Source organism: Streptomyces albidus (ex Kaewkla and Franco 2022) (assembly GCF_013870515.1).
GTDB lineage: Bacteria > Actinomycetota > Actinomycetes > Streptomycetales > Streptomycetaceae > Streptomyces > Streptomyces albidus.
In genome coordinates this window covers 1-11,085 of the sequence record NZ_JACBXA010000200.1, presented here as the reverse complement: position 1 = coordinate 11,085, position 11,085 = coordinate 1, and the positions used below count along the sequence as shown (strand labels likewise).

Genomic DNA, 11,085 nt, shown 5'->3' with positions numbered 1-11,085 from the left:
CGGGAGAGGTGACGGGTGCGGTCTGCCGTCCCTGCGAGGCGCCCTTGCCGCCGCGGACGACGGGCCATCCGTCGGCCCAGTCCAGACGGTCGATGAGCATGGGGCGGCGGTTGATGCCGTAGGGCTCGTCGAGGTACGGCTCGGAGCGGTCGATGGCGTGGTAGACGATCCAGTCCTGACCGGCCATGTCCTTCACGACGGAGTTGTGGCCCGTGCCCACCCAGCGGTTGCCGTTCGGGGTGAGGGCGATGCTCCCGCCCGTACGGGAGGCCGTCAGCGGGGCGCCCTCGCGGTCGGTGAACGGGCCGCGCACGGAGCGGGAGCGGCCGACGAAGACCGAATAGCCCGTCGTCGGGCCGGCACAGCAGTCGCCGGAGGAGGCGAACAGATACCACCAGCCGCCCCGGCGGATGACGTACGCGCCCTCGAACCTGTTGTCCGTCGCGACCTTCGTGGGCTTGCCGACCGTGCCGGTGCCGTCGGCCGACAGCTCGGCCACCTCGATGCCGCCGTAGTACGAGCCGTAGTACAGGTAGCGCCGCCCGTCGGTGTCGACGACATGGGACGGGTCGAAGGTCCACAGGAAGTCGTCCTTCTCGCCTGCTCCGCGCCGCGGCGCGACGACCGGCTCGTCGTGGGACTTCCAGGGGCCCGTGGGGCTGGGTGCCGTGGCCACACCGATCGCGCTGTCGTCCTTCTCGCCGGTCACGGTGGTCTGGGTGACGGTGAAGTAGAGCCAGTAGCGGCCGTCGTGGTAGCTGATGTCCGGTGCCCAGTAGGCGGCCTCGGCCTTCTCGTCCGCCCACTCCGGTGCGTTCCGCGGACTGAGTGCGTCGCCCGCGTACGACCAGTTCACGAGGTCCTTCGAGCGCGCCATGGGCAGGGAGTGCATCTTGCCCCCGCCGCTGCGCAGCGGGTCGGTGGTCCCGAACGCGTACCAGTAGCCGTCCTCGCCGCGTATGACGGCGGGGTCCGCGAAGGTGTCCGCGAAGCCCCGGGAGACCGGGTTGACGTAGGTGCCCGGGTGCGGCTTCGCGTCCGCGGACGCGTCAGGGCCGTACGCCTGCGGCACGAAAGCGAGAGGGATCAACAGGACCCCTCCGGCGAGCAGTTGACGGACTCGCGCAACGGCGCTCCGTGCGGTCACTGGGCCCTCCCCGTTCGGCGTATCGCGACAACGCACGTTCTACTGTGGCGTTACAACGTTGTAAAGAGCGAGAGCCGTATCCGCCGGTGAAAGTGCACGCGCGCAGCGCTGGGGAGGGGCACCCCACACACGTGTGCAGCCGCCCTCCGCCTCGCACGGGCGGTGGACGGCTGCACACGGCGGCCCCTCAGGGGCCGGGAGTCAGGAGCTCCGTGCTCAGGTCTGGGGCTTACGGCCGTGGTTCGCCGCGTTCTTACGACGTGCCTTCTTCTTGCGGCGCCGCTTCGACGACATGCCGGCTCCTCTCTGTGGGGCTTCCTTGTGCTGCACCCCACCATGCCTCAGCACTCCTCTTCAAACCGAGGGCGCGGACTGGCCTGGCGCTTCAGCCCCGGATGCTCTGGGCGAAGGAGAGGAAGTCGCCCGGGTCTTCACGGATGACGGTCGCCGTCACCGGCTCCGCTCCCCGGCGGGCGCGCAGCGGTGTCGTGTTCGGCGGCGAGTTCCTCGAAGGTGACACCGGCGAGCCGGCGGTCCAACGTCTCGACCATGTACGGGCATTCGCGGGCGGGATGGTCGGCCGGACAGTCCAGGGCGTGCCGAAGGAAGTAGCGCGCTGCTTCCGCCCGCGTGATCAGCTCCTCCAGCGCGTCCATCTTCTCGCGGACGGTGGCACGCCACTGCTCACCCGCCTCGTCGAGGACGGTTCGGGCCTCTTCCAGGCTCATCCCCATCCGTTGCATGAGCTGCAGAAAGGCCAGACGGCGCAGCTCCTCCCGGCCGTACATGCGCCGGCCGCCCCGCCGCTCCGCGGGCCGGACGAGGCCGCGTTCCTCGTAGTAGCGCAGTGCCGAGGTGTTGACGCCGAGCCGGCGGGCGGCTTCGCCGATTCCCACGAGTGCCATGGCTCATTTGACTTCAACCCGACTTGAAGCGCCAGCCTGTCGGCATGGACTCAGACCGCGCATCGTGGGCCGTCGACAGGCCCGTCACCTCGCCCTTCGCCCATCCCCGCGGCGTGCTCGGCCGCCTCGCCGGGCGGTTCATGCTGTGGACCAACAGGCAGGACGATCTGCTCGGCCTCCTCCGACTCCGGCCGGGCGACCGGGTGTTGGAGGTCGGTTACGGGCCGGGCGGGCTCGTGCGGCTGCTTGCCGCCCGTACGGAAGCCGCCGAGATCCGCGGAGTCGACCCCTCGCCCGAGATGCGTGAGGCGGCCCGCCGCTCCAACCGCCGCGCCGTACGCGAAGGCCGCGTCACGCTGGAGGTGGGGACGGCGGAGAGGACGGGCTCGGCGGACGCGAGCGTCGACTGCGTGGTGGCCGTCAACAACGTGGCGATCTGGCCCGACCTCGAGGCGGGAGTGCGGGAGCTGCACCGTGTGCTGCGCCCCGGCGGCGCAGCGGTGATCGCCTGGCACGGCGGATCGTCACCGGGGCGCATCGCACGCGGTCTGCGCCTGCCCGAGGACAGGCTGGAGCGCATCGAGAACGCCCTGAAGGAACTCTTCACCGAAGTGAGCCGCAGCGAGCTGCCGAGCCTGGAGGTCTTCAGGGCAGTGCGCTGAACCCGTCCGGGGCCGGTCCGCACAGCGGCACGGCCCCGGCCACTTTTGATCGATTACAAAAACTCTTGTTCGCGCTGTCGTCGTGACTGCATGCTGCCCGGGATCAAGCAATTGAGAAGGAGCTCGGGTGGCATTTCGTCTGGGGCAGGACTTCAGCAGGCCGGAAAAACACGTCCTCGACAAGCTCGCGGCGATCGAGGTGGCCACTCTCGGCCACACCACCGATTTCGGATTTCCCCGCGGGCTGACGCCGATAGTGCCGGGGGCGAGCTTTGTGGGACCCGCCTTGACGGTCAAGATTCCCCACCTCGATTCCACGGCCGTCCACTACGCCCTGGATCTCGTGAAGCCCGGCGACGTGATCGTCATCGACCAGTCCGGCGACGACCACCGCTCCAGCTTCGGCGGCGGGCTGGGCAGGATCGCCCAACTCAAAGGCGCCGTCGGTGTCCTCTCCAACGGATCCACCAACGACGTGGACGAACTGCGCGAAATGCGTCTGCCAGTCATCTCCCGTGGGGCGACCGCACACACCACACGGCTCCTCGGAATCGAGGGGGCCGTCAACGTCCCGGTGAGCATGGGCGGCGTCGTGGTGATGCCCGGCGACATCGTCATCGCCGACCCGGACGGTGTGGCGGTCCTCGACCCCGCCGAGGCCGAGGAGATCGCGGACGAGATGAGCCGGCGTGAGGCCCGCCTGCGGGCCCGCGACTCCTTCTCGGCCGTACGCGACGGAGGAAGCTTCTCGGCCCTGACCGGGGCCCGGACCAAATTCGAGTCAGACCTCAAGGACCCCGCATGAGCATGGTGAAGCTTGCCGCCGCCCAGTTCCGAGGCACCGCCGACTGGCAGGAGAACCTCAAGACCTGTCTCGCCTTCATCGCCGACGCCGTGGACCAAGGGGTCGACCTGCTGGTCCTGCCCGAGGCCGCTTTCCGTACGCGCCAGGAGTCGCAGGACGCGGAGGCGAACAGCACGAAGGAACTCCAGCCCCTGACGGGCCCGTTCGTGCAGCAGATCGTGGACGCGACCAGGGGGACCACCCTGACCGTGGTCGTCGGCACCGTCGAGATGACCTTTGATCCCCGCCCGTCGAACACGCTGGTGGCGGCCGCCGAGGGTGAGATCCGCGCCGTCTACCGGAAGATCCACCTCTACGACGCCTTCTCCCGCAAGGAGTCGGAGCGGGTGCTCCCGGGTGACGGTCCGCTGTCCGTCTTCCAGGTCAAGGGCTTCAACGTCGGCATGATGACCTGCTACGACGTCCGCTTCCCGGAGGCCGCGAGGGCGCTCGCGGTGCGCGGAGCGGACATCATCGCCCTGCCCGCCTCGTGGGTCGCGGGACCGCACAAGGAAGCGCACTGGCAGGTGATGACGCAGGCGCGTGCGCTGGAGAACACCTGCTTCGTGGTCGCCGCGGGCAAGACCGGTCCCACACGGATCGGCATGAGCGCCGTGATCGACCCACTCGGCATCGTGCGCGCCCAGCTCGGCGGCGAGGAGGGGATGCTCGTCACCACCGCGTCCAGGGACGAGCTGGAGTCGACCCGACTGGCACTGCCACTTCTTCAGCAGCGCAGAATCCGAACCGAACTCGACCCGCTCCCGGCAGCCGAGCTGTCCGCCAGCAAGTGACGGAGAAACAATGAGCAAGAGCGTGAAGAAGTGTGCTGCCGCGACGGCCGTGCTGTCGGTGATGTCGGCCGGGTTGCTGACGGGCTGCGGAGGTGATTCCGGCGGGGGATCGGGAGAGGCAGGAAATACCTCCGGGCAGAAGGCCGTCCGCATGGACAAGAAAATCCACGACTCGCTTCCGAAGAAGATCAAGGACGCGGGCAGAATGACGGTCGTGATGAACGGTTCGAGCCTTCCCTATTGGAAGAGCACGCCGGGCAAGGAAGGCCAATACACGGGCGTCGGCGCCGAATTGATGCAGGCGCTCGGTCAGGTGATGGGCGTCAAGGTCAACCACGTGGCCATTCCCGACATCTCCGCGGCCGTGGCCTCCGTGTCCTCCAAGCGCTACGCGTTCGCCTTCGCGCCGTACGGTGACTCCGTCGGCGGTGAGAACGAGCGCCCCGGCGTGGAGTTCGTGGACGTCGTGCAGGAAGTGGTGCCCTTCCTCGTCGAGAAGGGCAATCCGAAGAAGGTGAGCAGCCTCGACGGGCTGTGCGGCAACAAGCTCGCCGCGCAGGTCAACGGCGGTGCGTACGAACGCGCTGTGGAGCAGGCCAAGAAGTGCAAGTCCAAGGGCAAGCCCAAGCTCGACATCGTCGGGGTGACCGGCGTGCCCAACGGGATACTCGCCGTCCGGTCGAAGAGGGCCGACGCCTTCTTCAGCTCAGGGGCCCCGCTCTTCCATGCGGAGGCCCAGTCCGGCGGCCGGCTCGAGGTCGTCGGCGAGGAGGCGGCCAACGGTTTCGACGGGCTCTTCCAGGGTGCCGTCCTGCCCAAGGACTCGGAGCTGACCCAGCCGGTGCTCAAGGGCTTCGAGAAGCTCTTCGCCGACGGGACGTACGAGCGGATCATGAAGAAGGCAGGCCTGGAACGGGAGATCCTGGACAAGCCAGGCGTGAATCTGTACTCCAAGTGGCTTGCCAAGCACGAGGGATAGGTGCCGAGAAGTGAAGTCAGTCATGACAGCCGACCGGCGGGCCGACCACGAGGTCGCCTCCGCCGGGCCGCCCACCGGGGTCGACTTCGGGACGGCCCGTTCCCCGCGGAGGCCGCTGACGTGGGTCACGGCGGCGTTCGTCCTGATACTGGCGGCCCAGTTGGTGCACATGCTGTTCACCAACCCCAACTTCGAGTGGAACACCGTCGCGCGGTACATGCTGAGCGCGTCCATCCTCAAGGGCGTCGGCACGACCCTGCTGCTGACGCTCGTTGCCATGCTCATCGGCATCGTGCTGGGCGGGGTGCTCGTCGTCTTCCGGATGTCGGAGAACCTCGTGCTGCGGTTCCTGGCCTCCGGCTACATCTGGGTCTTCCGCGGAACGCCCCAACTCGTGCAGCTCATCTTCTGGTTCAACGTCGGGCTGCTCATGCCGGTCATCGGCCTCGGCATACCCTTCGGCCCCGTCTTCGTGTCGGCCGAGGCCAACTCCCTGATCACGCCGATGCTGGCGGCGATCGTCGGTCTCGGGCTGCATGAGGCCGCCTACCAGGCGGAGATCTACCGCGGCGGCCTGCTCTCGGTCGACGAGGGGCAACTGGAGGCGGCCAAGGCCCTCGGCATGAAGCCCACCCGGATGTTCTTCAAGATCCAGCTTCCCCAGGCGATGCGCTTCATCGTGCCGCCGACGTTCAGCGCGATCATCGGCATGACCAAGGGGACGTCGCTCGTCATGGTCATCGGCGGTGCCGAACTCCTCTTCTCCGTGCAGGAGATCTACAGCCAGACCTTCCAGACGGTGCCGCTGCTGATCGTGGCCAGCCTCTGGTACCTCGTCATCACCACGCTCCTCAACGGCGTGCAGTTCTTCATCGAACGGCACTACGGACGAGGAGCGAGCCGCGGCGGGAGCGCATCGATGATCGGCCGCTATCTCGACCGAAGGTCGGGCCTCCGCCTGCTCGCGGAGACACGAAGGAGCGAGGCATGAGCACGCCCATCGTCCAGATCTCCTCCCTGCGCAAGCACTTCTCAGGTGTCGAGGTGCTGCGCGGCATCGACCTCGATGTCACCCCGGGAGAGACGGTGGCCGTCCTCGGGGCCTCCGGATCCGGCAAGTCCACGCTGCTGCGCTGCATCAACTGCCTGGAGATGCCCGACGGCGGCTCCGTCGTGCTCGACGGCGAGATGATGGGCCACCGGCACCACGGCGGACATCTGCGCAGGCTCACCGAGAACCACATCGCGGTCCAGCGCCGCCAGGTCGGCATGGTCTTCCAGAGCTTCAACCTCTTCCCGCACTGGACCGCGCTGCAGAACATCATGGACGGCCCGCGCTCGGTGCTGCGGCTCTCCCGCGACGCCGCCCGTGAGAAGGCGCTGACCCTGCTGGAGCGCGTCGGGCTGCGTGAGCGGGCCGAGGCCTACCCCCGGCAGCTGTCCGGCGGCCAGCAGCAACGGGTGGCCATCGCCCGCGCTCTCGCACTCGAACCCAAGGTGCTGCTCTTCGACGAACCCACCTCCGCGCTCGACCCGGAGAACGTCGGCGAGGTCACCGACGTGATGAAGTCACTGGCCGCCGAGGGCGCCACGATGCTGGTCGTCACGCACGAACTCGGCTTCGCCCGCGCCGCCGCCGACCGCGTGATCTTCATGGACGACGGCGTGATCCTGGAACAGGGCACACCGTCGGAGGTGCTGGACCGCGCGCGGGAGCCCAGGACGCAGGAGTTCCTGAGGAAGACGCTGGAGTAGGCGCCTACACGGCGTCCGCGGCGAGACGGATGACCCGGGCCACCTCGTCGTAGCCGTCCACCAGGCGTGACGTGGCGACGCGCACGAACCCGCCCTGCTCGCTGGGGAAGGAGTGCCGGCCCGGGTACATCAGGACGCCCTCGGCCGCGCTCGCCGCCACAGCGGCGTCCTCGTCCCTGACGGGAATCCAGGCGCACAGCCCGTCCTTGGCGTCGATCGGGAGTCCTGCCCGGGCCAGCGACGCGGACAGTGCGGCCAGCCGCTGCCCGTACGCTTCCCGGCTGACGCGGATCTGCCGCTGCGTCGCGTCATCGGTCAGCAGCCAGGCGAGCGTCACCTGCAGGATCCGCGACGTCCATTGCCGTTCCAGGAGCATGTGGCCGTGGATGCCGGTGATGAAGTGCTCCGTACCTCCGATGACCGCCATCCGCAGATCCGGCCCGTACGACTTCTCGAACGACTTCACGACCACCGTGCGGCCGGGCAGATGCGCCCCGATGCTGCGGTCAGGCGCGGTGGAGACGTCCCCGATGTCGTCGAACTCGATCACCGCGCACCGGCTGCGTCGAAGCACCGCCGCCAGCTCACCGAGCCGCTCCAGCGAGGTGACGGCCCCTGTGGGGACCTGGGCCCGTGGCTGGAAGACGAGAGCGACCGGGTCCGACTTCAGCCCGCGGGCGAGACCGGCAGGGGAGGGCCCGTCGGGACCCGACTCCACCTCCACCGGGATCAGCCCGAGGCTGCGCACGATGCGGATGACCGGAGGGCTGCCCGGCGCCTCCAGCAGCACCCGGTCCCCGGGCACCGACAGGGCGCGGAGGACGAGCCACAGGCCGTCGCTGGAACCGCTGGCCGTGATCAGGGACTCGCATTCGTACGGCCAGATTCTCCGGCTCGCGGTCTCGAGAGCGGGTGCGATCCCTGCCTTGTCGTACTCGCTCAGTCCCGGTTGTGCGCTCGCGTGAAGCAGAGCCCTGTCGAGCCGGGGGAGCAGCGCGGCGTCCGGCAGCACCAGCCGCAGGTCGTGCCTGACCGGGACGGTGCCCTCCGCGGAGTCCGTCACGGGGGCGAGGTCGGGGGAGGCGACCTCGACGCCGGCCTTGCCCCTGCCGGAGACCAGGCCGCGCTGCCTGAGCAGCGTCCAGGCGGCCGAGACCGTCGAGGGGCTGACCTTGAGCTCTTCGGCCAGGTCACGGACCTTGGGCAGCAGGTCGCCGACGCGCAGGTCGTCCTCGCGGATCATCCGTGCCACCACCGAGGCGATGGCGCGTGCCGTCGGCGGCGATATCCGCTCGGTCAGCACGGCCGTGGCGACCCGGTGGTCATCGCGCAGCATTGTTCGTCCGATTCTGCGGCGGTACGGGAGAACCGGAACACGGTACTCCAGGCGCACGTGAGGCGACCCGTGACAACCGTTGCAGAAGTACGGGGCAGGCGGGGCGCTGCGGGAACGCCGGGCTGCGTCACGCGTCCGCGGGCACCTCTGCGGCCGCGCGCTCCTGCCGCCGTGCGGTGCGGAGGCGGACCTGCCGGACGGGCCAGGCCAGCGCTCGCCGGCACAACCGCAGAGCTCGCCGGGCGCGGCCTGCACGACGGCCGAAGACAGCCTGGTGACGACGTTGGGCCTCGCGCATCTCCCGGGCCCACAGCCTCGTCACGCTGGCGTCCGAGAACCTGCTCGCCGTGCGCCGCGCGTCCCGGCGCATCCTCGCCAGCTCGTCCGGCGACAGGGCACCGACGGCGGCGATCGCGTCGGCCAGCGCACGCTGGTCGCCCTCCTCGATGAGGAAGCCGTTCCGCCCGTCGTCGATCACGTCGGCCGCGCCGTACGGCACGTCGTAGGCGATGGGGACGCATCCCGCCGCCATCGCCTCGACCAGGACCAGCGGCAGCCCCTCGGTGCTGCCGGTGAGAACGATGAAGGACGACTCGGCGAGGTGCTCGCGGGCATCGGACCGGTGGCCGTGGAGCCGGATGCGGTCGTCGGCTTCGAGGTCCGTGATCAGCTTCTGCAGCGAGTCCCGCTTCGGCCCGTCACCGAAGACGTCGAGCGTCACGCGGCAGTCCGTTCGTCGCGCCGCGTCGGCTGCCGCGCGGACTGCGTGGTCGACGCGTTTGCGGTTGATGAGGGAGGCGATGACGATGCCCCCACCGGGGGGCCGCTCGTGGGTGCGCCGGTGACCGTGAAGTCTCCGGCTGTTGGGAATGACGCACAGGTTGCCGGCGGGGCCGAGCAGCGTCTCGACGTCCTGCTTCTGCCGGGGGGTCAGGAGGACGACCGCGTCGAAGTCCTCGAGGTGCTCGAACACCGGGCGTCTGGACTCCCGCAGCGGAGCTAGCGGCCGATCGTTGCTACTGAGATGCGAGTTGTGGACGACGTGCATCGTCGTGGCCAGCTTGCGCCGGTAGGTGAGCATGAACGTCGCGACGGTCTTGCTGTCGACGATCATGATCGAGGGTTCGCGGTTCCTCGCGAGGTCCAGCCAGAAGCGGTAGAAGGACCACATGCGGGCCCACGAGCGGACGGGCTGTCCGTTCCCGTCGCACAGGACCACGGATCTGTTCTCCGTGTCGCCCCGTACGTGCGCGTCCCGGCGGTCGCTCAGGAGAAGGGAACCGTCCTCGCGGAAATGGTCGACCTGAAGCACCGTTCCGTCCTCGGCCCGCCGCGTGCGGCTGAGTTCGATGTCACCGCGGAACGCGGAGAGGTGGGACGGGCCGGCGTCGAGCGGGGTGAAGGGATGGCGCTTCAGATCGAGCGAGCCTGCCGCATTCTCCGGGATCCGTGTGTCCCGGAAGAAGTCGTAGAGGTTCATCAGGCGCATGCCGTCGATGAATTCACCGGCCGCGCGCAACTCTGCTTCGAGCGTCGGGTAGTCGGGGCGCGCGTCGAAGGTGAGGACGTCGACGGGACGCTTTGTGAGGCTGACCAGAGCACGGGAGCGGTGCAGCATCGCGCTCGTCATGCCGCCGAAGTTGTCGGGGATGCCCCAGGTCAGGGCGTACTGACGGCTTTTCGGGAGCCGCAGGCGGGTGACCGGGAGAAAGTCTGCCATCCGACGAGCGTAGCCGGGGTGATCACCGGGGGTTGACCGGCGACGTGCCGATCCACTATGGGCAGGTTCGGCCCGGCTTGCTCCGACGCGGACCGGCCGGGTTCCGAACCCGCCCGACGGGGCGGGCGAATCAGGGCTTGAGGACCAGCGAGTCGCCGACCGGACGTTCGCCTGCGGGGTCCGAGGGCCGCGTGATCAGTTCTCCTCCGAGAGCCATGGCGGTCGAACCGCCGCCGTCGAGGTTCATCGCGTCGACGGCCCCCAGAGCCTTCATCAGATCCGCGGTCTGCGTGACGGACAGGCCGTCGCTGTACCCCGGCTGACGGCCGTCGGCCGTGACGAGCAGGACGCGTCCCCGGCCGTCGACGCCGAGGGCGGTGCGCGGATTGCGCTTCAGGCCCCACGCGTACGGGGTCGAGGGGTCGCCGGGGCGGTCGATGCCGTCGGCGCCGAAGTCGACGGCCACGTCACCGTCGTCCACCAGGGTGGGGCCGCCGTTGACGATGTCGTCGCCCGAGCCGAGACGGACCTCCCTGCCGTGCTGGTCGGTGACCTTCTCCTTCAACGCGAGCGTCGTGCCCTCGCCCGCGTGGGAACGCAGCCACGAGGCACCCTTGCCGGTGCCGGCCAGTACGTCACCGCCGGGCGGAACGTCGCCGCCGCGTGGCCTGAGCTGGACCACCCGGCCCGTACGGTCGAGCACCGCCTCCACGCCCGCGCCCTCCGGGGCGCGCGCGCCCAACTCGTCGGTGAAGTGGACGAGTTCGTCGGTGTCCGTGCAGGTCACGTCGTGCCGGGGGAGTTCCGTCGGACGGTCGCCGCCCACACCGCCGCAGTTGCGGATCAGGCCCGGGGTGCGGTTGATGCCGTCGACGGTCGCCGATGCGCTGCCGGAGCGTACGGTCAACTCGGTGCGCAGGTGCCGGAACCGGGGCCGCAGACC

The 11,085-nt window shown here is 69.3% G+C and carries 11 protein-coding genes; 6 read left to right on the top strand and 5 right to left on the bottom strand.

Features of this window, described 5'->3' with window-relative positions; genetic code table 11:
• Both H5J26_RS23330 and H5J26_RS23325 read right to left on the bottom strand, forming a co-directional pair.
• Positions 1–1,147: family 43 glycosylhydrolase (locus H5J26_RS23330; protein ID WP_210771678.1), on the bottom strand; the 1,147-nt coding region annotated here is incomplete at its 3' end.
• Between the two features lie 431 nt (positions 1,148–1,578).
• The gene (locus H5J26_RS23325; protein WP_181767907.1) at positions 1,579–2,052 is read right to left on the bottom strand and encodes a MerR family transcriptional regulator; all 474 of its coding nucleotides are present in this window, start codon (positions 2,050–2,052) and stop codon (positions 1,579–1,581) included.
• A gap of 44 nt (positions 2,053–2,096) precedes the next feature.
• Between H5J26_RS23325 and H5J26_RS23320 the strand changes: the two genes are divergently transcribed.
• From H5J26_RS23320 to H5J26_RS23295, 6 genes are all read left to right on the top strand, one after another.
• Positions 2,097–2,714, top strand: a complete 618-nt coding sequence (locus tag H5J26_RS23320) for a class I SAM-dependent methyltransferase (protein WP_181767906.1) — start codon at positions 2,097–2,099, stop codon at positions 2,712–2,714.
• A gap of 127 nt (positions 2,715–2,841) precedes the next feature.
• A complete protein-coding gene (locus H5J26_RS23315) occupies positions 2,842–3,519 on the top strand; it encodes an RraA family protein (RefSeq protein WP_210771677.1) in 678 nt (225 codons plus the stop codon).
• Positions 3,516–4,352 carry a carbon-nitrogen hydrolase family protein gene (locus H5J26_RS23310; RefSeq protein ID WP_181767905.1) on the top strand — a complete coding sequence of 279 codons (837 nt, stop codon included), beginning with the start codon at positions 3,516–3,518 and terminating at the stop codon, positions 4,350–4,352. Before H5J26_RS23315 ends, H5J26_RS23310 begins: the two co-directional genes overlap by 4 nt.
• Positions 4,353–4,362: 10 nt before the next feature.
• Entirely contained in the window at positions 4,363–5,331 is a 969-nt protein-coding gene (locus tag H5J26_RS23305) for a transporter substrate-binding domain-containing protein (protein WP_181767904.1), read from the top strand.
• 22 nt (positions 5,332–5,353) lie between these two features.
• The gene (locus H5J26_RS23300) at positions 5,354–6,322 is read left to right on the top strand and encodes an amino acid ABC transporter permease (RefSeq protein WP_181767903.1); all 969 of its coding nucleotides are present in this window, start codon (positions 5,354–5,356) and stop codon (positions 6,320–6,322) included.
• The gene (locus tag H5J26_RS23295; protein ID WP_181767902.1) at positions 6,319–7,086 is read left to right on the top strand and encodes an amino acid ABC transporter ATP-binding protein; all 768 of its coding nucleotides are present in this window, start codon (positions 6,319–6,321) and stop codon (positions 7,084–7,086) included. The genes H5J26_RS23300 and H5J26_RS23295 overlap by 4 nt, the downstream gene beginning before the upstream one ends.
• A gap of 4 nt (positions 7,087–7,090) precedes the next feature.
• Here the strand turns inward: H5J26_RS23295 and H5J26_RS23290 are convergent, their stop codons facing one another.
• The 3 genes from H5J26_RS23290 to H5J26_RS23280 all read right to left on the bottom strand — a co-directional run.
• Positions 7,091–8,422: an aminotransferase class I/II-fold pyridoxal phosphate-dependent enzyme gene (locus H5J26_RS23290; RefSeq protein ID WP_181767901.1), complete on the bottom strand. Its 1,332-nt coding sequence runs from the start codon at positions 8,420–8,422 to the stop codon at positions 7,091–7,093.
• A gap of 127 nt (positions 8,423–8,549) precedes the next feature.
• Entirely contained in the window at positions 8,550–10,142 is a 1,593-nt protein-coding gene (locus H5J26_RS23285; protein ID WP_181767900.1) for a glycosyltransferase, read from the bottom strand.
• A 130-nt stretch (positions 10,143–10,272) separates the two neighbouring features.
• Positions 10,273–11,085, bottom strand: an 813-nt coding sequence (locus H5J26_RS23280; RefSeq protein WP_181767899.1) for a phosphodiester glycosidase family protein, incomplete at its 5' end; no start/stop codon positions are given.

Coding starts and splice junctions, on each gene's coding strand:
- H5J26_RS23325 (WP_181767907.1), bottom strand. CDS start 2,052: ATGGCACTCGTGGGAATCGGCGAAGCCGCCCGCCGGCTCGGCGTCAAC.
- H5J26_RS23320 (WP_181767906.1), top strand. CDS start 2,097: ATGGACTCAGACCGCGCATCGTGGGCCGTCGACAGGCCCGTCACCTCG.
- H5J26_RS23310 (WP_181767905.1), top strand. CDS start 3,516: ATGAGCATGGTGAAGCTTGCCGCCGCCCAGTTCCGAGGCACCGCCGAC.
- H5J26_RS23305 (WP_181767904.1), top strand. CDS start 4,363: ATGAGCAAGAGCGTGAAGAAGTGTGCTGCCGCGACGGCCGTGCTGTCG.
- H5J26_RS23300 (WP_181767903.1), top strand. CDS start 5,354: ATGACAGCCGACCGGCGGGCCGACCACGAGGTCGCCTCCGCCGGGCCG.
- H5J26_RS23295 (WP_181767902.1), top strand. CDS start 6,319: ATGAGCACGCCCATCGTCCAGATCTCCTCCCTGCGCAAGCACTTCTCA.
- H5J26_RS23290 (WP_181767901.1), bottom strand. CDS start 8,422: ATGCTGCGCGATGACCACCGGGTCGCCACGGCCGTGCTGACCGAGCGG.
- H5J26_RS23285 (WP_181767900.1), bottom strand. CDS start 10,142: ATGGCAGACTTTCTCCCGGTCACCCGCCTGCGGCTCCCGAAAAGCCGT.